Below are 23,175 nucleotides of genomic sequence, written 5' to 3' on the forward strand. Positions count from 1 at the left end.
ACCCCGCTCATTCAACACCCAAAAGGAGCATGACCATGGGACAACTCGACGACCGAGTGGCGGTAGTCACCGGCGGTGCCGACGGCATCGGCTACGGCATTTGCCGCCGTTTTGCCGCCGAAGGAGCCAAGCTGCTGGTCACCGACATCGACGGGGAGGCCGCCGAGCGGGTAGCCGGTGAACTGGGCAACGAGTTCGGCGCTGATGCCCGGACCATGCGGGTGGACGTGGCCGACAAGGACGAGGTGACCGCCATGGTGGACGCCGCGGTCGACCACTGGGGCCGCCTGGATGTGCTCATCAACAACGCCTGGGGCGGCGGAGAGCTGAGCCGGGTGGAGATCAAAACCGACCAGCTCATGAACGACGCCATGCACGTGGGCCTGTACGGACCGCTGTGGGCCATGCAGGCTGCGTTCCGACCCATGCGGGATCAGCGGTACGGCCGGATCGTGAACCTGTGCTCGCTCAACGGGGTGAACGCCCACATGGGCACGCTGGAGTACAACTGCGCCAAGGAGGCGCTGCGGACGCTGAGTCGCACCGCGGCCCGGGAATGGGCGCCCTACGGCATCGTGGTGAACGTGATCTGCCCGGGGGCCAAGACCGCATCAGCCCGCAGAGTGGAGCAGATGATGCCCGATCTGATCCGCAACGCCGAGGCGGCCAACCCGATGGGCCGTATGGGCGACCCCGAAGGCGACATCGCCCCGGTGGCCCTGTTCTTGTCGATTGAGGATGCCCAGTACCTCACCGGCAATACGCTGTATGTGGACGGCGGCAGCCACATCAACGGCGCCAGCTGGGTCCCGGACCTGCCCGAGACTGAGTAGCGCCGACGCTGCAAGCGTCGGACCGATGCACCATGATCAGCGAACCCAAGTGCCGCAGGCGTCGGACCGAGGCACTGTGATACGCAAGGACGCTATGAATCCGGATCGCTCCCTCACGGGCAAGGTGGCCATCATCACCGGGGCGGGACCGGGGGTGGGGCGGTCGTGCGCAATGGCATTGGCCGCCGACGGCGCCGACCTGGCCCTGGCCGCTCGCCGGGTAGAGCCATTGGAAGCGCTGGCCGCTGAAGTAGCCGAGGCCACCGGTCGGCGGGTTCTTGCCGTGCCCACCGACATCGCGCACCACGACTCGGCCGCGGCTCTGGCCGACACCGCGGCGGCGGAATTGGGCCGGGTGGACGCGGTGGTCAACGTGGCCACCGCGGGCGGAGCCCGCGCTGCGGTGGCCGACATCGACTGGGGCGACTATCGCTATTCATTCGAGCTGAATGTGATCGGCACCCTGGAGGTGAGCCGCCGGGCTGCTGAGCACATGAAGGCGGTCGGCGGGGGCTCGATCGTGCAGATCGGCACACTCAGCACCCATTCGGTGCCCGAGAAGATGGCCATCTACACCTCCACCAAGTCCGCCCTCCAGACCGCATCATTGGTCATGGCCCGAGAACTGGGCCCCCACAACATACGGGTGAACATCGTCACCCCCGGCTACATCACCGGCGGCAACCTCGACCGGCTGTGGAGCAACATCGCCGAGCAAACCAACAAGACCGCCCAGCAGGTGTCAGATCGGGCGGCCTCGGCCGCAGCCCTGAACCGCCACGTCGACCCCGAGGACATCGCCGAGGCGGTGCTGTTTCTGGCCTCCGAGCGGAGCAGGGGGCTGACCGGCCAGGAGATTCGGGTGGATGCCGGCCAGGTGATCGGCTGAGCGCTTCGCCTTAGGCAGGCCCGTTGGACAACACGTCGGCCATGGTGTCGAACAGGATGCCGATCTCGTGGTCGGTGATGACCAGGGGTGGGCAAATGGCCAGGCCGGTGCCCACCGGCCGCAGCACTACCCCAGCCTCCAGCAATTGCATCCGGGCGGCCGCGGCGTCATAGCCCAACTCCGCGGCGTACACCGCTCCGGCACCCCGGTAGCTCTGGATGATCCCGTCGGCCTGAAGGGCGGCCAGCCCTTCAGTGAGCTTTTCGGCCAGGTGCGGCACCCGCTGCACAAGCTGTTCTTTTTCCATCAGGGCCAGGTTGGCCACACCAGCGGCCATGCACGTGGGGTGCCCTGCGTAGGTGTAGCCGGTGCGCAGGTTGTAGCCGGGCTCCTCCAACACGTCGCATACCGCCCGGCTGCAAATCACCCCTCCCACCGGCTGGTAGCCGGAGGTTACTCCTTTGGCGAACGTCATCAAGTCGGGCATCACGCCGAAGTGCTGAGCCCCGAACCACTGCCCGAGGCGACCAAACCCGCAGATGACCTCGTCCAAAATGAGCAGCGCACCATGCTGATCGCACAGCCGTCGCAGTCCCTCCAGGTAGCCGTCGGACGGCGGGTAGACGCCTCCGGCGCCCTGCACCGGCTCGGTGATGACGGCCGCCACCCGGCCCTCGTTGGCGGCCATGGTGGTGCTCACCGCCTCGATGTCGTCGCGGGGCACCTCGATGAAGTGGGGTACCAGATCACCCCACCCTTCCCGGTTGCCGGCGATGCCCTGAGCGGAGGTGCCCCCGAAGTTGGTGCCGTGGTAGGCGTCGGTACGCCGGATGATGACCTGGCGGTCGGGCTCGCCCCGGAGCTGGTGAACCGCCCGAGCGATCTTCAGCGCGGTATCCACCGCTTCCGATCCCGAGCCGCCGAAGAACACCCGTCCGTCGGGATGGGGCGACCGCTCGACCACCATTGAGGCTAATTCCTCAGCCGGCTGGTTCGTGAACGGTGCGAACGTCTGGTAGGCGTCCAACAACCGCATCTGGTCGGCCACCGCGTCGATGATCTCGGCCCGACCGTGGCCAACCTGGCAGTACCACAGGCTGGCCAGGGCGTCCAGGTACCGCTTCCCCTGGTCATCCCAGAGCGTGCAGCCCTCAGCCCGCACGATCGTGACGAAGTCGTCGGCCGCCGGCGGAGTGAATCCATGCAAGAACTTCGTAGGCACCGCCGAATTCTACCCACTGCCAATTCACCGGCCAGCCACCGGGAGTGGGATAGTCAGGGCCTATGAAGCTGGGAATCGGAGTGGACATTTGGAGCCAGTCCAGGCTGGATACTTCGCTGGCCCAAGAGCAGTTGGCCCGGGTCCAGCTGGCCGAGCGCCTGGGCTACGACTCGGTGTGGTCGGCGGAGATCTACGGCATCGACGCCATCACCCCGCTGGCCTGGATCGCGGCCCACACCCGCCACATCCGGCTGGGCACCGCAGTGTGCCAGGTGGCGGCCCGACCGGCGGTGACAACCGCCATGCAGTTCGGCACTCTGGAGGCGCTGGCCGGCCCGGGGCGAGCCATCTGCGGTTTGGGCCTGTCGGGCCCCCAGATCGTGGAGGGGTGGTACGGCCAGCCGTGGGGCAAGCCCAATGCCCTGCTGCGCGACTACGTGTCCATCATCAAAAAGGTGTTCGCCCGCCAGGAGCCGTTGACCCACGACGGGTCGCAGATCAGCCTGCCGTATGTGGGCGACGGTTCATTGGGCGTCGGCAAGCCGCTGAAGTCGATCTTGCATATGAATCCCGACATTCCCGTGTTTCTGGCCACCGGCGGGCCAGCAAACACCGCTCTAATGGCCGAGCTGGCCGACGGGTGGCTGCCGCTGGGATACACCCCGGGCAGCGCCCACCTCTACACCGAGGCCATCCAGAAGGGGCTCGACCGGGCTGGACGCACCTGGGACGACATCGAGATCCAGGCCGGTTCCCGGGTGTCGATCACCGACGACGTACAGGAGGCCATCGACAGGGCCAAACCCCAGTTCGCCTTCCTGGTGGGGGGCTATGGCACCCGGGAGTACAACTTCCACCGTGACGCCATGGTGCGTCGGGGATTCGGCGAGGCCGCCGAGCGCATCCAGGAGCTGTTCATGGCCGGACGCCGGGACGAGGCCGTGGCCGCAGTGCCCGACGAGTACATCGACGACGGGGCGCTGATCGGTTCCCGCCAACGCATCAGGGAGCGCTTTGCCCGCTGGTGCGACACCAAGGCCACCGGCCTCACCATCCGGGCCAACACCGACGAGGAACTGGCCTACATCGCCGAGCTGGCCGAGGCCGAACCTCGAGCCGATTAGGACTACCTCGCCTTGAGCTTGGCGGTAATGGGAAGGTGCGACATGCCGCCGGGCAGCGGCGGATAAGTCGCCCCATCAACTACTGACATTTCCGCCACTCGGTCGCACAGCACGTTGACCGCGCACGATGCCTCGATGCGGGCCAGGGTGGCTCCGGGGCAGATGTGGGGACCGCCGCCGAACCCGAGGTGGTCGCGAGGGTCGTCCCGGTCCAATCGGAACACGTCGGGGTCGTCGTACACCGTCTCGTCCCGGTTGGCTGAGCCAATGCCCACCTCCACCCAATCGCCAGCCTGCATCTCCACCCCGTCGAGCTCGACCCTGTGGGTGCAGCGGCGGGTGGTGGCCTGCACCGGAGCATCATGGCGAAGCGACTCCTCCACCAACGGACCCACCAGATCCCGATTGGCCGACACCCGCCCGAACAGCTCCCGGTCTCGCAGCAGCCGGTGGGCCAAATGCACCAGCAACGCCCGGGTGGTGTGGACCCCGGCCATCACCATGAACTGGAGCTGGGTGACGATCTCGGTGTCGCTCAACGGGACCCCGTCGACCTCCGCTCTCATCAATCCGACGATCACGTCGTGGGGCTGGTCTTCCCCTGCGGCTGCTGTTTTCCGGCGCTCGGCCAGCGCCTCGCGGAAGTAGTCGAGGATCGGCGGGCCGGTCGGCTTGATCCCCGGCGTGCCGGGGCGCTGCATCAGCGTGCCGTCGAACGACCAGCCCATGAACTTCTCCCCGGCCTCGGGGGGCAGTCCCATCAGATCGGCCAGGGTGGCACTGGGGATGGGCATGGCGTAGCCCGCATGCAGGTCGCCCTCACCGGCGTCCAGCATCGGGTCGAGCAGGCGGTGGCAGGTTCGGGTGACGAACTCCTCGGTATTGCGCAACCGGTGGGGAGCGAAGTTGGAGTTGTACAGCCGGCGGATGCGGCCGTGGCGGGGCTCGGGAATCTCGCTCAGAAAGAGCTCCTCGGGCGCAACCACCTCGGTGCCGGGCAGTCCCGCCATCGGGGCCAAATCGGCCACAAAGGTCTCCACCTCCTTGAGGGCGGTATCGATGTGGCGTCGGGTCGAGAGATACCAGCCGCCCTTGGGCGACGGGCAGATGGGCTGCTCGTCGCGGATGCGGGCCAGCGTGTGAAAGGGCACTCCATCGGTCTCATGGGCAGGGTCGCGGGCGTCGAACTCCATGGGGTCACGGTAGTGCAACCGGCATAATCTCGGGCCATGTCTCATCCGCCCTACCTGTGCACAGGGACGCTGGGGCGAGTGCCATGGGATGAGAAGGTTCGGGCCGCGTCGACCGCCGGGTTTGCCCGCCTGTCGATCTACGGGTGGGAGCACCGCAAACTGCATGAGCGGGGATGGGACGACGCGACCATCGTGAGTCTGTTGCACGAATTGAATCTTCGGGTCGCCGAGTACGACGGGGTGGTGATGACCATGCGAAGCCCCGAGGGCGCTGAGGACGCGGTGGCTGCGGCCACCGCCCTGGGCGCCCGGTCGATCACCGTGTTGGAACATTCCGACTGGCAGCCGGGAGAACACCTAGACCAGGCCGCGGCCACACTGGCCGAGATCGCCGACCAAGCCGCTGAACACGGCATTTTGGCCCTGATCGAACCGTTCTCCTGGTCGCCGTTGGACGACCACCGGGTGGCCGCCGAGATTGTCGAGCGGGCCGACCGGCCCAACACCGGTTTGCTGCTGGACACTTGGCATCTGTGGCGGGGACCGGAGCGGGGCCTGTTGGATGCCTCAATCGACCCGGCCATGATCAAGGCCATTCAGATAGGCGACACCGGCCCAGACCCCGTGGGCCAGCCAACCCCTGAAGAGGTCGCCTACGAGTGCATCCACCATCGCCTCATGCCCGGCGACGGGCACGGAAACATCGCCGACCTGTTGGCGGAACTGGTCGGCCGGGGCGTCGATGCCCCCCTTGCCATCGAGGTGTTTTCCGACGAGTTGAACGCCCTGGAACCCGAAGTAGTTGCCCACCAGTCGATGGCCTGCTTCGAGGAATTGAAAGCTAGATTGGCCCTGTGAGCACCGACGCCATCCCCCAAGAAGTCGACGACGCCATTGACGCCCTTTTGGCCGAGCACGATCCGACCACCATGTCGGTGGAGGAGTTCCGCGGCTACCAATACGACGCCGGGCTGGCCTGGGTCCATTTCCCGGTGGGATTCGGCGGCCTTGAACTCGCACCCCGCTACCAACGCCATATCGAAGGGCGGCTGCGAGATGCCGGAGCGGGACCGGCCGATCCGGGTGCCTTCTTCTTCACCCTGGCCGGTCCCACCGTCGTAACCCACGGAACCGACGAGCAAAAGCACCGGTTCTTGCGCCCGATGTTCACCGGCGAGGAGCGCTGGTGCCAGCTGTTTTCCGAGCCGGGCGCGGGCAGCGACTTCGCGGGACTGGCTACCCGAGCGGTCCGAGACGGCGACATCTGGACGGTGGACGGCCAAAAGGTGTGGAACACCCTCGCCCACCTGGCCGACCGGGGCATGCTGGTAACCCGCAGCAACCCCGATGCCCCCAAGCACAAGGGCATGACCTATTTCGCCCTCGACATGCACGCCGAAGGGGTGGAGGTTCGCCCGCTGCGCCAGATCACCGGTGAAGCCGAGTTCAACGAGGTCTATATGACCGGCGTGCGGGTGCCCGACGCCGACCGCATCGGCGAAGAAGGCGAGGGCTGGCGGGTGTCGCTCACCACGCTGATGAACGAGCGCACCGTGATCGGGGGCGGCAGCTCTCCCAAACGGGGCTCGGGCACCATTGCCGAACTGGTACAGGTGTGGTCGGAGCTGCCCGATGAGCAGCGCACCTCGGCTCGTCTCGACCGGGTGATGAAGCTGTGGAGCCAAGCGGAGACGTTGCGGCTCACCAACATGCGGGCCTCTCAGAATCGTCGAGCAGGCAACCCCGGTCCCGAGGGCTCGGTGGCCAAGGCCATCCACGCCGAGCTGAACAAGGACATTTTCGAGGAGTGCGTGAATCTCCAAGGACCGGCCGGCTCAGTGGACTTCGACTACACCTTTCGCCGACCCGATTTCGTCTCCGAAACCGGAGCCGAGAGCGGCATTGGCCACGCCTTCTTGCGATCCCGGGCCAACTCCATTGAGGGCGGCACCACCGAGATCATGCGCAACATCTTGGGCGAGCAGATTCTCGGCTTGCCCGGCGAACCCCGAGTGGACAAGGCCGTCCCCTGGAACGAGGTACCCCGCAACTAGTTGAGCGCCCGAATTAGGGTAGCCTTACATTTTCATGGCCCTTGTCCCCCCGGTTCCGCTGCTGTCAGTGCAGGACGTGTCCAAGTCGTTCGAGGGGACCACCGTGATCGAAGAATGCAGCCTCGAAGTGGGGTGGGGCGAAATGGTATCCCTGCTGGGGCCAAGCGGGTGTGGAAAGACCACGCTGCTTCGCATTATCGCCGGACTGGAGCGAGCCGACCAGGGCACGATCCACATAGCGGGTACTCAGGTGGCCGGCGACGGAATCTGGCTTCGGCCTGAGGACCGAAATGTCGGAATGGTGTTCCAAGACTGGGCGCTGTTCCCCCATCTTGATGTGGCCAGGAATGTCGGCTACGGAGTCCCTCGCGGCAAGCGGATGACTGAGGTGGCCAAGACGCTGGAGCTGGTGAATCTTCCGGGAATGCAGGGCCGCATGCCCGAGACCCTCTCCGGCGGACAACAGCAGCGGGTGGCGCTAGCCCGGGCACTCGCTCCCCAGCCCACCGCTTTGCTGTTGGACGAACCGTTTTCCAACTTGGACAGCGCGCTGCGACGGGAGGTTCGCACCGAGGTCCGCCAACTTCTTCAGTCCACGGGCATGACGGCGGTGTTCGTGACCCACGACCGGGAGGAGGCGTTGGTGCTGGGCGACCGGGTGGCGGTCATGGATGCCGGTCGAATCGTTCAAATCGGCTCGCCCGCGGAGATCTACCAGAAACCAGCCAGCCCATGGGTGGCGGCCTTCATCGGCGATGTTTCCATGTACCCTGCCGACGCCGACGGCTCAATCGCCCATGCCGACTTCGGATCTATCCCGTTGCTCGAAGCCCGCCAAGGTCCGGTCGAAGTCGCGGTGCGGCCCGAGGACGTGGAATTGCGCACCGAAGGCAGCGGCACCGCGACCCACACTGTGGAGGATTTCGAGTTCCAAGGGGCCGACTCCATGGTCACCGTGGCCAACGCCGCCGGTATCCGGCTCCTCGCCCGAGTAAGCGGGGCACAAAGCCTCGCTCCTGGAGACCGGGTCTGCCCTGCCTACACCGGATCACCGGCGGTGGCCTTCCCCCGATCCGACCCCGACTGAGCCGCTTTTCGTGCAGCCGCCCGCTATCCGATCCACGGCGCTGTTGAAGGTGGTCGCCATCGTGGTGACCGTTGGGTTCGCCTTCCCCGCGGGCTATCTGGTGTGGCGCAACTTCACTTTCCACAGCGATCCGCTCGGCGTGCTGTTCTCCCAACGCACTCAGGGACCACTGCTGCGCACGCTGCGATTGGCTGTGCTGGTGTCGGCTTCCACCGCGGCCTTCGGCACCGCTCTGGCCTGGCTGACCACCCGCTGCGACGTCCCCCTCAAGCGCATGTGGCAGGCACTACTGCCGCTGCCGCTGGTGTTCCCCACCTTCATCGGCGCCGCGGCATTGATCCGTACCCTCAATCCCGGAGGTCTGCTGTCCGACTGGCTGGACAACCTGGGGCTGGTGTGGGACGTGGAAGTGCGGGGCCTCTTCGGCGCCTGGCTGGCCCTCACGCTCTTCACCTATCCCTACGTGTACCTGCCGGTGGCCGCCCGGCTGCGGCGATTGCCCGGCTCGGCCGAGGAGACCGCCCGGCTGCTGGGCGACAGCCCGCTGACCATCATCCGCCGAGTGGTGCTGCCCCAAACGGCGACCGCTATCAGCGCCGGAACCCTGCTGGTGTTCCTGTATGCCATCAGCGACTTCGGCGCGGTCCAGCTCATGCGCTACGACACGCTCAGCCGGGCCATTTACACCACCCGGCTCAACAACCAGGCGGTGTCGATGGCCCTCAGCGTCATCCTGCTGGTGCTGGCCGCCGCGGTAGTGCTGGTGGAGCGAGGCGCCACCCGGCGCTTCGAACACGCGGCGCCGGTGCGATCGCGAAGCCCGGTGATGTACCGCCTGGGCCGGGCCAAGCCGATTGCAGTGGCGTTCCTGGTCGGTGCGGTGGCGCTGGCTCTGTTGGGGCCGCTGGCCTCACTGGGCGACTGGACGATCGACGGCATCAGGCTGGAGGCGTCGGGGGGACGGGACCTGCTGGTGGGCTGGGACGACGTATGGTCCCCGACCTGGCACACCGCGTACGGGAGCATTCTGGCCGCAGTCGTGTCGGTGGCCGTCGTGCTCCCAGCCGCCTACCTCGTGGTGCGCTATCGATCCCGAATCGGCACCGTGGCCAACGCGGTGATCGTGTCGGCATTTGCCCTGCCGGGAATTCTCATCGGACTGGCCCTGCTGTTCTGGACGCTGAAGACCGACGTCGGCAGCCACCTCCGCAACACCCTGGTGTTGCTGGTGTTCGCCTACATCGTGCGGTTCGGAGGCCAGACGATGCGCACCTCCCAGGTGGCGGTGGCCGCGGTGTCGTCTCGGCTGACCGACGCGGCCCGCACCCTGGGAGCCAGCTGGGTGCGCCGCTTCCGATCGCTGGAGCTGCCGCTCATGGCACCGGGGCTGTTGGCCGGGGGCGGGCTGGTGATGCTGTCGGTGATGAAGGAGCTGCCCATCACCCTGCTCATCGCCCCCTTCGACTTCCCCACCCTCACCACCAAGGCGTTCAACAGCATCGAAGAGGCGTTCGTGGCCGAGGCCGGCATTTGGTCGGGCGTGCTGGTCGTTTTGTCGGGCGTGCTCACCTGGTTCTTCGTTGTCCGCCGGGCGGATCATTTCGACTAGCAGTGCTGACGCGGGTCTGTGACACGCTGCGGGAGTGAGCATCGAGCCGTTCGAAATCGACATCCCCCAGGCCGACCTAGACGATCTGCGCCAGCGCTTGGCCATGACCAGGTGGCCCGACACCGTGCGACCCGGCTGGGACGACGGGGCCTCGGTGGCCTACATGAGGGAGTTGTGCGACTACTGGGCCGACGGATACGACTGGCGGGGCCGGGAGGCCTACTTCAACGCCTTTCCCCAGTTCACCGCCACCGCGGCGGGCGAGCGGGTCCACTATTACCATGTGCGCTCGCCGGAACGCGACGCCCTGCCCATGGTGATGATCCACGGGTACATGGGCTCGGTGGTGGAGTTCCGGGAGATGATGGGCCCGCTGTCTGACCCGGCAGCCCATGGCGGCGATTCGTCCGACGCCTTCCATGTGGTGGTCCCGTCGCTGCCCGGCTACGGATTCTCCGGTCCCACCGCCAACCCCGGCGTGGACATGCACCGCTGCGCCGAGGCCATCGCCGGCGTCATGGATCAGTTGGGCTATGACCGCTACATCGTGCAGGGGGGCGACTGGGGAGCGCTGGTCACCCGGCGCATGGCCGAGGCCTTCGGCGACCGGCTCATCGCCGCCCACTTCAACATGCTCTTCGCCCAGCCCACCGCCGAGGAGGCCGCCCACCCCGAGCAAATGATGAACGGGGTGACCGAGGCCGAGCAGGAGGCCATGGCCCGGTCACTGGAGGTAATCACCGGCGGCACCGGCTACATGGCCATGCTGAGCACCAAGCCCCAGACCCTGGCGATAGCCCACAACGACTCCCCCGCCGGTTTGGCCGCCTGGTTCATAGAGAAGTACCAGCACTGGTGCGACCTGGAAGACGGCGACCTGGAGAGCGTGTTCACCAAAGACCAGCTGTTGGACAACGTGATGCTGTACTGGATCACCGCCACCGCGGCGTCATCGGGGCGGCTCTATTCGGAGTCGGCCCGAGCGGGAACCTCGGCGGTGGACTCGTGGGCCGGTCGGGTGGAGGTGCCCACCGGCCATGCCGTTTACCCCCGAGAGCTGCTTCAGACCCCGCGGGTGTGGGCTGAGCGCCGCTACAACATCGTCCACTGGGCCGTGCAGCCCACAGGCGGCCATTTCGCCCCCTTCGAGCAGCCCGAGCTGTTCACCGACGACCTGCGGGCCTTCGGCCGCCTGTTCCGCTAAGGCCTAGGCGAATCGGGCGGAGCGCATGGCCAGGATGTCGTCCTCGCTCTGGCCATTGCCCTCCATCGCCTCGAGTGCTTCCTCGGGGCCCTTCATGCGCAGCGGGCAGGAGACTGACACATCCATCACCTGATTGATGCGGCCAAAGGCAATCCAGCAGCCGATGGACAGGGTCATGTCCACCATCAGCTCGTCGCCGTAGTGATCGACCATGCGGTCCATGAACGCCTGGTCGATGGCCAAGTGGTCGGTGGCGTACTTCTCGCAGTACTCCAGCGCATCCCGCTCGGCCTGGCTGTAGCCGTCGTAGTTGTCTCGATCACCGACGTGGAGGTAGTCGTCTTCGCTCAGATCATGTTGCGCCAACGACGCAACCCGGGTGTCCAGTCAAACCACGCAGTGGTTGATCTGGGCGATCCTCATCCGCAGCAGCTCTCGCAGCCGCACCGAGAGCTTGCTCTTATTGTACACCGCCGCGCTGAACGCCGACGCCGGGGCGGTGAGCTCCGGGCACATCATCCACAACCGATGGAGCTCCTCTGCGGGGCCATCGGGGATTTTGATACGGGCCATGCCTCCTCCTTGGCTGGGGTGCCAACACAGTACCCGCCTTGTCGCCGACGATCAGAGACGGGTGCGGGCGCCGGCCTCGGCCCAGTCCATGTGGTCGCGAACGTACTGGTTGGCGGCGTCTTGGGCTGGGGAGTAGTCCCACGAAATGCCTCCGCCGTTGCCCGTGGCGGCGTGTAGCAGCCGCCGGGATCGCTGGGAAGCCAGCACCTGGTCTCTGATGGCGTCGCTGTCCCAGCGCTGGGCCACCTCAGCGGCGAATTCTGCGGCCAGTTCGGCATGGGCCGGGTCATCGGCCAGGTTGGTCTGCTCTTGGGGGTCGGTGTCGATGTCGTAGAGCAGGGCGGGGTCGGTGTCGCAATGGATGTACTTGTAGCGGCCCCGTCGGATCATAAACAGCGGATGGGAGGTCATCTCCGCGGTGTACTCGGCGACGGCCTCGTCTATGAGATCACCGCCTCCAGTGGCGCCTTCCCACAGGCTGCGCCCGGCCAGCGGCGTCACCGGCTCGACTGGGGAACCGCCGTCGGCGGCTATGTCCAGCAGGGTTGGAAGCAGGTCAACCAGCGAGCAGGCGTTGGGAACCGTTGTCGTGGCCACACCCGGCCCGGCCATGATGAACGGCACCCGCAGCGACCGCTCGAAGAAGCTCATCTTGAACCACAGGCCGCGCTCGCCGAGCATGTCGCCGTGGTCGCTGGTGGCGATCACCACTGTGTTGTCGAGCTCGTCCGTCTCCTCGAGGACTCCGATCAGTCGGCCCAACCATGAGTCGAAGTAGCTGGTGTTGGCGTAGTAGCCGTGGCGGGCGTTGCGGCACTGCTTTTCGGTGTAACCGATGGTGTCGGCTTGGATGCCTTGGCGGATGCGCCGGCTGTGAGGATCCAGCAAATCGAGGTCCACCGGATCGGGCAGGTCGATGGCGTCGTGATCGTAGAGATCCCACCACTCGGGGCGGGCCACATAGGGATCGTGGGGATGGATGAATCCAACTGTGAGAAAGAAGGGCCGGTCGTCGCTGTCGCGGGCAAAGTCGTAGAGCCGGCGGATGGCGGCGAAGCCCACTTCCTCGTCGTAGTCCAGCTGGTAGGTGGCCAGGGCCTGACCGGCCTCCGACAGGCTGTCCATGTTGTGGTACCACTTGTGGATCCGCTCACCGGGGTTGTCCCAATTGGGGGTCCAGGCGAAATCGGAAGGGTAGATCTCGGTGTTGAGCCGCTCGGTGAACCCGTGATGCTGGTCGGGCCCGATGAAGTGCATTTTGCCGGCCAACGCGGTGCGGTACCCGGCCAGGTTGAGGTAGTGGGCCAGCGTCGGAATCGCGGCGGGAAACTCGGCGGCGTTGTCCCACGCCCCAATGGCCGACGGCAGCTGGCCCGACATCATCGAGAACCGAGACGGCGCACACAGCGGAAAGTTGCAGTAGGCCGCATCGAATCGGGCGCCCCGTTCAGCCAGGGCATCCATCGCCGGGGTCTTCACCACCTGATGGCCATAGGCACCGGTGAAGTGCGGGGCCAGCTGGTCGGCCATCACCATCAAGATGTTGGGCTTGGCCATAGCCCGCGACGCTACTTCCCATATCCCCTCTGGGGATAGAGTCTCTAGTGGGCTGTGGCGGCTCCGGGGCGGGTGGTGGCGATGGTGCCGTAGAACACGCCGACCAGCACGATGGCAGCGCCGACGGCGGCAACGGGCCGGGGGAACTCGCTGAAGAACGCCGCGGCCCAAATCGTGCCGGCCACCGTCTCAATGGGCGAGAACAGAGCCACATCGGCCACTGGGGCGAAGCGGGGTGCGTTGGACAGCGCCAATCGGCCGAATGGGTTGAACACCAGCCCCATGGCGGCGATCGACAGATAGGCCTGTACGTCGAGTGACAGCGGCGACGCCGAGTACACCAACGCCACAACGGTCATCACCCCGCCGATGGACAGTCCCACCAGCCGGCTCATGTCCGGGTAGCGGCGCCACATGGTCAGGCTCACCGAGAAGCCCACAATGGCCAACACACCCAGCAGATCGCCCGAAAGCGTGGGCTCTCCTACCGAGCTCGACACAATCGCGCCGATTCCCCCCATCGTGATGGCGATGGCGATGGCCATCTTCCGGGAGATGCGCTCCCTCAGCCATATCCAGGCGCTTACTGCGGCCAACAGTGGCACTGCGGCCACGATGGCCACCACATTGGCTATTCGGGTCTGGGTGACAGCAATCACGAAACAGAGCTGACTGCCCCCGGTGAGCGCCCCAATGACGAGTTGCTGCCAAGGGTGGCGGCGGAACGCCTCCAGCGGCCAGCAGCCGTCTATCCGATGGCTCAGCGCGGTGTAGAGGGGAATGGAGCAGCACGCCACCCAGAAAGAGACATCGATTGCATCGGCCTCCGACAGCCGGATCCACAGCGAATCGGTGGACACCGACAACATGCCAAACCCGGCGAGCAACCAGCCCAGCCGCCGTCGATCACTGGACTGGGCGACAACCATTGGGTGGGCCGTAAGGGACTCGAACCCCTGACCCCCTGCGCGTCATGCAGGTGCTCTAGCCAACTGAGCTAACGGCCCGGAACGAGTCAGGCTAGCAGGAGTGGCAGCAAATCCGCAGACCCATAACCAGGTGCCAACTGGGGTGTCCGGTCACGCCGAATGGCGGCTCACTGGACGGCGGTGGTTCGATCGATCTCTCAGCGGTGGCATGAAGACTCGACTGTGGCCGAGCCGAACACCTCTTGGATCAACGTCGCGAGCGCCGGATCGTAGGCTTCTAGCTCCCGTCGGGTGTCGATCTCGTTGTGGATCCATCCAGGCGGATCATTCAGGTCGAACCAGGATTGGACCCCCTCTGCCCAATACTCATCAGGGTTGGTCGCGGCGTAGGTGTCCGCCCACAGGCCAGCACCTAACGCTTCTCGGTAAGCGGTCTCAAGACGCTGACGGAACTCACTGCCTCCAGGTAGCAGTTCAACTCCCATATTGAGCACTCCGTGGGCAAACTCATGGACGAATATGTCCTCAAAGGGGAAGACATCAGAGTCGTAGCAGAGCAGGTGCTCTTCGGCGATCGCCACAACGGGTCGGGCTAGTGTCGGGCCAACTCCACCACCTCTAGTTCTCTCGTCCCAATCAGTACCGGGAAAAACTTCATACAGGTCGCTCAATTCGGGCAGCTCAGTAATCCCGGAGGCCTTAGCCATCACGGCAACCCGAACGTTGTTGTCACCGAACTTGGCCAGGATGTCCTCCCGGTTGCCCAGCATCTCTTCAACAAGGCGCTTGACCTGCACAAGAGCCTCGTCGGGAACCTGGGCAGAGGCAATTACCGGCAAGCCGCCCGCATCTAGGTACTTCCCGTAGAAGGGATCGAATCCAAACGCCGCTGGAGGCGGTCCTAGCGGCTCCGGACCTGTTTCCGACTCCTCCACCAAGACTGGCGCGGGTGCGCCGTCTACGCATCCCCCGGGAACGATCTCGGTATCGACGTCGAACCGACACCGGTACACATTCAGCAGGGCCTCCTGGTTTTGGATCAGCCCATCCCGCACGTCGAGGTCTTGCTGGCTGGGCTTCTCAGGGGTGACGCCGGGAACAACTACATCCGGATTCGGACAGCTACCAGGTACCACATCGGTATCGACACCGAATAAACACCTGTAGGTATTGAGCAAGTTTTCCTGGTTGGCGATCAGCTGATCTCTCTGCTTCACGTCTTCAGCGGTCTGCGCAGAAGCAGCAGGCACAAACAGAACAGAGGCTGCGGCGACAAGAGCAGCTACGGCCACTACGCGAGAGAACTTCAGCATCTTCTGCACCAGCCGAAACTACAACAGCCAGTCGCTGTCGAAAACGCTGGCTGGCAGCGCCAACGAACTCTGAACCAACGGCGGCCTCATGTACATCCCGCTCTGCCGCTAGAGGAAACAGCTCAAACCGACTTACCCACTTCGATCCACAGTCGGCAGTGGTCGCTGCTCCCCCACTCTTCAGGTTCGTTCATAGCCCGCACCTTGACTTCCTCGTGGAAGCCGCGGGAGGCGAAGACATAGTCGAGCTGGTTCTCAGCAGTTTCCGGCTTCTTCTTGGCCGTGTGATAGGTGGGGACATTCTTGGTGTCCTCCGGGAGACCTTGGGGTGTCGGGCTGGCCTGTCTGCCATTAGGAGACTGGGGGCCCAGGAACTCCAGGCCCAGCGCATCCATCCGTTCGAAAACTGTGCGCTCGCGATCGGTAAGCGACAGCCGGTTGCTATGAGTGGCTCCGTAGAACATGTTCAGATCACCCGCAGCCAGTATGCGATGGGTGCTGGGGTCGGTGTCGCCGATGAATGCCGAGAGGTCTGAAATGATCCGGTGCGCCGAACCGTCTGAGTACCCAACCCTCCACCTGCTGTTGGTAGACGGATGGGGCTTGATCCACCGTGCGTACATCGACACAACAATGAATGGCAGCCCGCCATGTGGAGTAACCCGGGCAGCCGCGATCGTGCCGATGCCGCTAACGGCGATCTCGTCTTCTGCTACCTCACTAATTTGGCCTACCTGCTTGAACCATTCGACCTTTACTCGGTCGGACAGCTTCACCACCTTCGACCAACGGTCGGACAGATTCTTGAAACGACCTGAGTACCATTCCGAATTCCACACGTGTGAATCCCAATGCTCTCGGTCACCGGTGTCGACCTTGTCTGCTACGTCTGGCGGCACTTGACCTGCCTCTTGCAGCAGAGCCACATCGGCATCCATGGCCACCAGCTCGCGCCACGGCTCATGGCGCTTTGCGATATTCCAACAAACAATTTTTGTTGCCAACTCTTCCTCCAAAACAATGACTGTCTGGAGGTTAGTCCTAGCGGGATGGCGACCAGCGGCGCCGGCGGAGCCGCTCCGCGAGGCGGGACTTTCGCTGCCACCTGGCGCGGTAGGACTCGCTTGGGGTGTGGAGGGTTATGGAGTCGGAGTACTGGTAGAGCACCGCGCCGACGAGGGTGAGGATGATCACGTATGCGGCAGCAAGCGCCCCGAGGTCGCTCTCGCGAGAGATGCCGAGCTCGGCGATGACTATCGAGAACTCTCCGTGGGCGATGAGGGCGGCGCCGGCCCGGGCCCTACCGGGTCTGCCGATGGCGACTCGTCCGGCGGCGATCCAGCCGGTGGCGAACTTGGTGACGACTGTCACTGCGGCGATAACGACCGCGGCGACGGCGACATCGGGGACCAGGTCGAGGTCGACTTGCAGGCCGAAGAACACGAAGAAGACGGCGGCGAAGAGGTTGCGCAGCGGCAACAGCAGCCCGCGGGCATGCGAGACGATGTCGCCCGACAACGCCACGCCCACCACGAAGGCCCCCACCGCCGTTGACAGGTTGAGGCGTCCGGCAATCCCAGCGAAGAGAAGCGTGCCACCCAGCAGGGTCAACAACAGTGCTTCGCTGGATTGGCTCAAAGCAAGGGCGCTCAGCCGGTCGCCGAAGAAGTAGGCGGCGCCCAGCACCCCGACAACCACCAGTAATGACACACAGACGGTGATGGTGGTGCTCAGCGCCGAGCCGCCAAAGAGCACACCCGAGACGATGGGCAGATAGAGCACCATGGCCAGGTCTTCGATGACCAGCACGCTCAGGATCACCGAGGTCTCGTGGTTGCCGATGCGGTCGAGGTCGGCGACGAGCTTCGCCACGATTCCCGACGACGAGATGTAGGTCACACCGCCCAGCAACACAGCAACGATGGGGTCGAACCCGAGCAGCAAACCGGCAACGAACCCGGGCGGGAAGTTGAGGGCGATGTCAACGATCCCGGCCTGCGTCGACCGCCGAACGTTGTCGATTAGCTCGTGGGCCGAAAACTCGAGTCCCAGCATGAGCAGCATCAAGATCACACCGATCTCCGCGCCCACCTCGATGAACTCTGCAGAGGCCGGCAACTCGACGAGACCACCTTCGCCCAGGGCCAGTCCCACCAGCAGGTACAGCGGGAGCGCAGGCAGGCCGATCCTTCGAGCCAGGCGGGCGACGATGGCCAGAACCAGCACCACCGCCCCGAGCTCGATCACAAACAGATCGCCGCCCGTGTGCATGGGCTAACCCGATTCGTTCAGCAGCTTGGTGGCCGCCTTCACCGCAGCCGGGACGCCGACAACCACTGCCGTACCGCCAGCTTCAAGACGGTCAGCTCCGCCGGGGATGGGGATGGAACCCGAATCGGTTACTAGTGCGACGATGCCCGCCCCGGTTCGTGCCCTCAGCTCGGCCTCAGCCAGGGTGAGCCCGGCGAGGGATGACTTCGGGTCGACCGTTACCCACGAGATCACGAGATCCTCAAGCCGGTGCACGACGTCGTCGAGATGCTCCAGAACCGGGTTGCCCCCCAACAACTCGCCGAGGGTGTGACCCTCGTCCTCGGTCAACACCACGCTCTCACAGGCGCGGTCAACGTCCCGTTCGTCGTAGACCACCAGATCGCGCCGACCGGTCTGGTGGACGACCACGCCGACGCATCGGCCTGCGGTTGTCTCCAAGTCGAAGCGAACCCCCACACCGGGCAAATCAGTCTCAGTTGCCTTTCCCACTGGTCTCTCCTCCCCGTAGTCGATGCAGCAACTGCCATATTGACAGAACAGCGCCGCCAAGGGGTCCTGGAGTTGGCAGTACATTGCGTATATGTCCACTAGGCGCTTGCGCCCTCGCACAAGACGCCTGCACCAAAGCTGGAAAGTGGCAAAAAGGGAGGGTCTCCTATGAGCGCCAAGCGGGTTGTGATCGTGGGCGGAGGCTTCGCCGGGCTCAGCGCCGCCTATGAGCTGAAGAAGCGAGGCATCACTCCCCTGCTGCTCGAGGCCAAGGAGCGGGCGGGCGGACGCGGCATCGGCGAGAGGGTGGACGGGTTCTCGGTGGACAACGGTGCATTCGTCTTCACCACCACCTACGACACCGCATTCCGCATATGCGAGGAGCTAGGACTGCCGCTGGTGGAGTCGACGATGATCTTCGGCCACTACCGCGGCGGACGGTGGGTTACCACGACGCCTGACCAATCAATCGGGAATTTCCTGCGGCAGCTGCCCGCGGCCAAGGCCATGGGCTTCCTCTCGCCCTCGGGCCTGCGGGCCGGTTCCAAGGTGATGCGGCACATGTACCGCCAAGAGGAACTCCTGAGTTTCGCCAGCGACAGCCGTCTGGCTGAGATCGACGACGACGAGTCCTACGGCGACTACCTCGATCGCCACAAGGTGCCCTACAAGCTGCGGGTATCGCTCAGCGGGCCCCTGAAGATGGTCTTGGGCGATGCCGCGCCCGCCGGCCAAGCGTTGATGCGGGCCTACATCGGCGAGACGATGCTGAGCGGCGGCAAGGTGTACATGCCCGAGCGGGGCATCGGCTCGTTGAGCGAAGCGCTGGCTGCTGCCTGTGCCGACGTGATCCGGGTTTCAACCCCCGCCAGGAGAGTCGTCGTGGAAGACGGGGCTGCCACCGGCGTCTTCGTCGACGGTGAGACGATCGAGGCGGACGCGGTCATCAGCGCCGTGCCCGGCACCCAGGTCTCTGGCCTCGTCCCCGACCTGCCGGCCGAGACTCACGCCGCGCTTAGCACCGTGAACTACTCAACCGGTTGCCGGGTGGTGATCGGCCTCGACCACCGCCCGCTGCCTCCCGGCTGGCACGGCGCGCTCTACCCCGAGCACGACAACACCCCGCTTCTGATGGACAGGACCACCTTCCTGCCCGCCTGCGCGCCGCCGGGCAAGAGCATCCTCGACCTGCTCATCGGGCTCGACCGGGCCAAGGAACTCATCCCCCAAGACGACGAAGAGGTCAAGTGCCAGATGCTGGACGCCGCTCGCCGCAACGCCCCTCCCGGTTCGGCCCTTCCCGGCGATGACGAGGGCCTGTTCTACCGGGTGTATCGCTGGGAGGAGGCTCTGTGCATGGGCAAGCCCGGAATGCTCGCCAAGATGGCCGAGATCCCCTGCCAGCTTGCCGGGCGCATCGACAACCTGTTCTTAGCCGGCGACTACATGGGCATCCCGTCAGTCAACGGCGCTCTCTCCAGCGGCCACCGCGCCGCCACCCAGGCCGCAGAACTGCTGGCCTCCCGCCCCACCTAGGCAAGGCGGCTCGCCACCCAGTGTCAACTTTTGTTGACATCAACCCGATGGACCGTTACCTTGAACAGGCCGTCATCGCGCCCAGTGCTCGCAAACACGGCATCGGAGTGTGGAACTGATGGGCAGTCGAGAAGAACGGTGGGCCGAGAAGCTGGCTGCCTTTGAGAAGTGGGCCGACGAGGTCGACCCGGCCGATCTGAAGTGGTTGGATTCCACCAGCCTCAAAGCAGTGGGAAGGCTGGCCGAACAACGCGACAATCTCGAGACTGAGTTGGCTCAAGCAGTTGCCGCCGCCCGACAGGACGACTGGTCATGGGCGATGATCGGGATAATGCTCGGCGTCACCCGCCAAGCAGCTCAACAGAGGTATGGCGCAGCCGCCGCCGAACTGGCACAGTCGCAGTAGCCCGTCGACGTTGAGGCGAAGTGACTGAGGAAACTGAAGCGCTGTACTAAGACCTGATTGCTGTCCTCTCGCTCAAGCGTGGTGATCCCTGGGCTCCGCGTAGGCATGGAAGTGCATTCACGCTATGCCGCTGCTGCTGCCACCAAGAACGCAGCGACGACGGCGACGCCCAGCAGGGCAACCGCCTCTATCACAACAGCTAGACGCAGGCGTCGGTGAATGGCGGCTTGCCCGTTTTCCTCGATGGCGGGGATGAGCACCCAGCGATTATGGCCGCCGATGGCCGCGGCCACAGCAACAAGGGCAATCTTGGCCAGCAGAAATCGGCCCCACGGAGTTGACCAGAGATCGGCGAAGCGGTCGAGAACGATAATCGCCATAGCCGTGCCCGTTGCGCCGGCCAGAACGAGCGAAGTAGCCGCCATCCGTGAGAATCGCATCAATGGCCGGTACACGTCTGCGCCGCGGCGGCGACGACGCCAAAGGAGATCGACCAGTAGTACGAGGCCGCCGGTCCAAACCGCTGCGGCGCTCACATGGCTCACGCTGGCAACGGCGTGAAGCCATCTGGGTCCTTCGGTAACTGTGTGTCCGTCGAAAGCAAACGAAGCGATGACTAGCGCGCCGCCCGTCAGGGCGGTCACGACAGTCCACTGCCTCGGTGGGCTTGCCGCAGCGCGAAGCAGGGTGACAGCCAAGGCGAGTCCGCCTGCGAGACGCAGTCCTGCCGCCACGCCGAAGTGAGTCGAAACGGCATCGGCGATTGCGTCGGGCGACCAGAACGCCGACCATTCGCGTTCGATCACGACCGCTCGATTCAGAGATGCCAAAGCCGCGCTTGCGGTTAGCACTATTCCGCCGACGCCCACCCATTTACGAGCGCGGTCTGAGGCAAGGGGCTCGTCGCGAACGACAAGGGCAACGAACGCCAACCCGCCCACGATGCCCATGGTGGCCAGAAAGATCAAGATTCGGGTCGCTTCAGCGATGCGCTGAGATCCCGTGACCGCCGAGTTTTTACGCTGTGCGGAGGAAAGCAACGAGGGAGGGGTGCGCCCTTCCATAGCGGTCTCGGCGGGAGCCGCAGTAGGTGACGGCGCTGGGCGCGTACCGTCGTTGCCTGAGGTGGCACCCGGTGTCGAGGCGGCAGTTGTCGTTGGCTGGGTGGAGGGACTCTCCATTTCGGGAGTCGAGTACGTCGGTGTCGGCGTAACGCTCCTTGTGGCAGATACACCTGTCTCAGTGGGATTGACGAGGGGTTCTGTCGTCTTCCCGTCCTGTGTTTCTTGGAGGCTTGGCGACGGAGAGACAGCTGACCCCGGTTCTTGGACAGCGACAGTGAACGCGAACGCCCCTTCGATGAAATGCCCGTCGGCTGACGTTACTCGCCAATAAACCTCATACCTGCCGTCAGGAAGCGGCGCTTCGTAGCTCATTGTCCAGGTCTTCCCGTCGACAGAGTCGACAGCAACGGGTTCATGTTCGATGCCCCGTTCATCGGAGGCGATCATCCCGTTGGAGACCGGTTCAACCGGTCGGGAAAAAGTGAGCGAAATCTGCGAGATCGATTGGCTGACGAGGTCCCCGTCAGAGGGCTGGGAAGATTCCAACTCGGTGTGAGCCGCCAGTGACTCGGGCCAGGAGAGTGCCAGGACTATGGTGCCCACCAGCACTAGTAACGATGCAACCAATACCCGTTGAGCAGAACGGGACGTTCCCCTGATGGGCTTCGAAGCTAGCAAAGGACAACGTCTCTTCTGCCGTGGGAGCGCCGGACGGGATTTGAACCAGTGAATCATGGCCTTGCAGGCCACTCCCTTAGTCCGCTCGGGCACCGGCGCAGGTGTGGCCGCGGCATGCCCAATCCCGTCGAGCTCAAACTGTCACACCGGTCAAGGAAGCACTCTTCATCGTTGACCATTGATGTTCGCCGGACTCCCGGTAGATTCCCTGAACCACCCCTATCGCTTCGCCGGTAGCGTCGAGACCGCCGTCTGACGGCGGTCTCTGTCTTTTCTTGGGAGCAGCGATTGAAGACCAATCTCTACATCGACGGCGACCGGACGGATGCGTCGAAGGGCCGGGGGTAGGAAGGCGGGGCCTCAACCTGCCTATCTAAATTCGCCGAGGCAAAGTCTTGTGGATGTCCTTCATCAGGAGGACAAGGTGGAGGTCGTCAGTGGGCGAAGGTTCGAACTCTGGCGTTAGGCGGAGATAGAAGTCCTGAGCGTCGGTATTTTCGGCATGAATCAGCAGGCCTCGACATCCGATCTCATCGCCCAACGCCGAGGCGCGAGCAATCACATCTTGCACGAGCCTTCTGCCGATTCCCCGCCTCTCGTGTCGAAGGTCCACACCGAGCCTGGCCAGCAGCGCCACCGGCTGGGAATAGCGGCCCACACCACGCCTCCACCGATTGGGTAGCTCCGGTGCCCTGACCGAGGACATGCACCAGGCGTAGTACGCGACTACTTCATCCTGGCTGTACTGGTTGACCACGAATACCCTCGCCATGTTCGCGGCCATGGACTGACGCGCGTGCTGACGAAGCCACGCCGTCTGTTCGGCTGACCGGCACTCAAAGAAGTCCAGCCGGTGCTCAGCTGCAAGCAGTGTCGGCTACTGGTAGCGGGAGTCAGTCGACAAAGAAGGGAGCCGGCTCAGCCAAAAACTCCCGCAATTCAGGCAGATCCTGGGCGGGACGGTCATGGAGGGCCTCCCAGGCCTCCCAATCTTCGGGGCTGAGCGTGAACTCCGTGCGATCAGCGAGCACCGGCCCAGACGCGTCCTCCGCAGAGATCGCAGCTACATCGGTGAGGGGCGAGGACTCCTTGGCGGCCTGATCATCTTGTTGCCACTGCCTTTCGGCGCCCATCGCTCCCA

General features: G+C 64.7%; 23 protein-coding genes, 2 tRNA genes and 1 pseudogene. 10 read left to right on the forward strand and 16 right to left on the reverse strand.

Features of this window, described 5'->3' with window-relative positions:
- Positions 1-29 precede the first annotated feature (29 nt).
- Both ACOGXH_RS10950 and ACOGXH_RS10955 read left to right on the forward strand, forming a co-directional pair.
- Positions 30-833 carry an SDR family NAD(P)-dependent oxidoreductase gene (locus tag ACOGXH_RS10950; RefSeq protein ID WP_419929143.1) on the forward strand — a complete coding sequence of 268 codons (804 nt, stop codon included), beginning with the start codon at positions 30-32 and terminating at the stop codon, positions 831-833.
- Positions 834-927: 94 nt separating this feature from the next.
- Positions 928-1,722: an SDR family oxidoreductase gene (locus ACOGXH_RS10955; protein ID WP_419929144.1), complete on the forward strand. Its 795-nt coding sequence runs from the start codon at positions 928-930 to the stop codon at positions 1,720-1,722.
- 10 nt (positions 1,723-1,732) lie between these two features.
- Here ACOGXH_RS10955 and ACOGXH_RS10960 read toward each other — a convergent pair whose 3' ends face one another.
- Positions 1,733-2,944, reverse strand: coding sequence for an aspartate aminotransferase family protein (locus tag ACOGXH_RS10960; protein ID WP_419929145.1), 1,212 nt, complete (start codon positions 2,942-2,944; stop codon positions 1,733-1,735).
- Positions 2,945-3,006: 62 nt separating this feature from the next.
- Between ACOGXH_RS10960 and ACOGXH_RS10965 the strand changes: the two genes are divergently transcribed.
- Positions 3,007-4,068, forward strand: a complete 1,062-nt coding sequence (locus ACOGXH_RS10965; RefSeq protein ID WP_419929146.1) for an LLM class F420-dependent oxidoreductase — start codon at positions 3,007-3,009, stop codon at positions 4,066-4,068.
- A gap of 2 nt (positions 4,069-4,070) precedes the next feature.
- Here the strand turns inward: ACOGXH_RS10965 and ACOGXH_RS10970 are convergent, their stop codons facing one another.
- Positions 4,071-5,261, reverse strand: a complete 1,191-nt coding sequence (locus ACOGXH_RS10970) for a cytochrome P450 (protein WP_419929147.1) — start codon at positions 5,259-5,261, stop codon at positions 4,071-4,073.
- A 36-nt stretch (positions 5,262-5,297) separates the two neighbouring features.
- Here ACOGXH_RS10970 and ACOGXH_RS10975 point away from each other — a divergent pair, with 36 nt between their 5' ends.
- From ACOGXH_RS10975 to ACOGXH_RS10995, 5 genes are read left to right on the forward strand one after another with little or no spacing between them, the layout of a single operon-like run.
- Entirely contained in the window at positions 5,298-6,119 is an 822-nt protein-coding gene (locus ACOGXH_RS10975; protein ID WP_419929148.1) for a sugar phosphate isomerase/epimerase family protein, read from the forward strand.
- Positions 6,116-7,315: an acyl-CoA dehydrogenase family protein gene (locus ACOGXH_RS10980; protein ID WP_419929149.1), complete on the forward strand. Its 1,200-nt coding sequence runs from the start codon at positions 6,116-6,118 to the stop codon at positions 7,313-7,315. Before ACOGXH_RS10975 ends, ACOGXH_RS10980 begins: the two co-directional genes overlap by 4 nt.
- Before the next feature lie 34 nt (positions 7,316-7,349).
- Entirely contained in the window at positions 7,350-8,402 is a 1,053-nt protein-coding gene (locus ACOGXH_RS10985) for an ABC transporter ATP-binding protein (RefSeq protein WP_419929150.1), read from the forward strand.
- 10 nt (positions 8,403-8,412) lie between these two features.
- Complete coding sequence (locus ACOGXH_RS10990; RefSeq protein WP_419929151.1) at positions 8,413-10,011, forward strand: ABC transporter permease; 1,599 nt, start codon at positions 8,413-8,415, stop codon at positions 10,009-10,011.
- Between the two features lie 34 nt (positions 10,012-10,045).
- Positions 10,046-11,215, forward strand: a complete 1,170-nt coding sequence (locus tag ACOGXH_RS10995) for an epoxide hydrolase family protein (protein ID WP_419929152.1) — start codon at positions 10,046-10,048, stop codon at positions 11,213-11,215.
- A 3-nt stretch (positions 11,216-11,218) separates the two neighbouring features.
- Here ACOGXH_RS10995 and ACOGXH_RS11000 read toward each other — a convergent pair whose 3' ends face one another.
- The 9 genes from ACOGXH_RS11000 to ACOGXH_RS11040 all read right to left on the reverse strand — a co-directional run bounded on the left by ACOGXH_RS11000 (position 11,219) and on the right by ACOGXH_RS11040 (position 18,350).
- Positions 11,219-11,581, reverse strand: coding sequence for a hypothetical protein (locus ACOGXH_RS11000; protein ID WP_419929153.1), 363 nt, complete (start codon positions 11,579-11,581; stop codon positions 11,219-11,221).
- 21 nt (positions 11,582-11,602) lie between these two features.
- On the reverse strand, positions 11,603-11,788 hold the full coding sequence (locus tag ACOGXH_RS11005; RefSeq protein WP_419846932.1) for a carboxymuconolactone decarboxylase family protein: 186 nt from the start codon (positions 11,786-11,788) through the stop codon (positions 11,603-11,605).
- Between the two features lie 51 nt (positions 11,789-11,839).
- Positions 11,840-13,345, reverse strand: coding sequence for a choline-sulfatase (betC, locus tag ACOGXH_RS11010; protein ID WP_419929154.1), 1,506 nt, complete (start codon positions 13,343-13,345; stop codon positions 11,840-11,842).
- A gap of 44 nt (positions 13,346-13,389) precedes the next feature.
- Positions 13,390-14,274, reverse strand: coding sequence for a DMT family transporter (locus ACOGXH_RS11015; RefSeq protein WP_419929155.1), 885 nt, complete (start codon positions 14,272-14,274; stop codon positions 13,390-13,392).
- 4 nt (positions 14,275-14,278) lie between these two features.
- A tRNA-Val gene (locus ACOGXH_RS11020) sits at positions 14,279-14,352 on the reverse strand.
- Between the two features lie 119 nt (positions 14,353-14,471).
- The gene (locus tag ACOGXH_RS11025; protein ID WP_419929156.1) at positions 14,472-15,596 is read right to left on the reverse strand and encodes a hypothetical protein; all 1,125 of its coding nucleotides are present in this window, start codon (positions 15,594-15,596) and stop codon (positions 14,472-14,474) included.
- 113 nt (positions 15,597-15,709) lie between these two features.
- The gene (locus ACOGXH_RS11030) at positions 15,710-16,603 is read right to left on the reverse strand and encodes a hypothetical protein (protein WP_419929157.1); all 894 of its coding nucleotides are present in this window, start codon (positions 16,601-16,603) and stop codon (positions 15,710-15,712) included.
- A gap of 25 nt (positions 16,604-16,628) precedes the next feature.
- Entirely contained in the window at positions 16,629-17,858 is a 1,230-nt protein-coding gene (locus tag ACOGXH_RS11035) for a cation:proton antiporter (RefSeq protein WP_419929158.1), read from the reverse strand.
- A gap of 3 nt (positions 17,859-17,861) precedes the next feature.
- Positions 17,862-18,350 carry a cation:proton antiporter regulatory subunit gene (locus tag ACOGXH_RS11040; RefSeq protein WP_419929159.1) on the reverse strand — a complete coding sequence of 163 codons (489 nt, stop codon included), beginning with the start codon at positions 18,348-18,350 and terminating at the stop codon, positions 17,862-17,864.
- A 168-nt stretch (positions 18,351-18,518) separates the two neighbouring features.
- Between ACOGXH_RS11040 and ACOGXH_RS11045 the strand changes: the two genes are divergently transcribed.
- Together ACOGXH_RS11045 and ACOGXH_RS11050 are read left to right on the forward strand one after the other, a co-directional pair.
- Positions 18,519-19,886, forward strand: a complete 1,368-nt coding sequence (locus tag ACOGXH_RS11045; protein ID WP_419929160.1) for a protoporphyrinogen/coproporphyrinogen oxidase — start codon at positions 18,519-18,521, stop codon at positions 19,884-19,886.
- A 118-nt stretch (positions 19,887-20,004) separates the two neighbouring features.
- Complete coding sequence (locus tag ACOGXH_RS11050; RefSeq protein WP_419929161.1) at positions 20,005-20,292, forward strand: hypothetical protein; 288 nt, start codon at positions 20,005-20,007, stop codon at positions 20,290-20,292.
- 122 nt (positions 20,293-20,414) lie between these two features.
- Here the strand turns inward: ACOGXH_RS11050 and ACOGXH_RS11055 are convergent, their stop codons facing one another.
- The 5 genes and pseudogenes from ACOGXH_RS11055 to ACOGXH_RS11075 all read right to left on the reverse strand — a co-directional run bounded on the left by ACOGXH_RS11055 (position 20,415) and on the right by ACOGXH_RS11075 (position 23,167).
- Complete coding sequence (locus tag ACOGXH_RS11055; protein ID WP_419930361.1) at positions 20,415-21,260, reverse strand: copper resistance D family protein; 846 nt, start codon at positions 21,258-21,260, stop codon at positions 20,415-20,417.
- A 378-nt stretch (positions 21,261-21,638) separates the two neighbouring features.
- Positions 21,639-22,091, reverse strand: a pseudogene (locus ACOGXH_RS11060) (copper resistance CopC family protein); the annotation flags it as partial.
- Positions 22,060-22,133, reverse strand: a tRNA-Cys gene (locus tag ACOGXH_RS11065). The pseudogene ACOGXH_RS11060 and the gene ACOGXH_RS11065, both read right to left, overlap by 32 nt.
- A gap of 274 nt (positions 22,134-22,407) precedes the next feature.
- Positions 22,408-22,818, reverse strand: coding sequence for a GNAT family N-acetyltransferase (locus tag ACOGXH_RS11070; protein ID WP_419929162.1), 411 nt, complete (start codon positions 22,816-22,818; stop codon positions 22,408-22,410).
- 109 nt (positions 22,819-22,927) lie between these two features.
- Entirely contained in the window at positions 22,928-23,167 is a 240-nt protein-coding gene (locus ACOGXH_RS11075; protein WP_419929163.1) for a DUF1778 domain-containing protein, read from the reverse strand.
- Between the last annotated feature and the right edge of the window lie 8 nt (positions 23,168-23,175).

This window comes from Candidatus Poriferisocius sp. (genome assembly GCF_965208355.1).
GTDB lineage: Bacteria > Actinomycetota > Acidimicrobiia > Acidimicrobiales > Bin134 > Poriferisocius.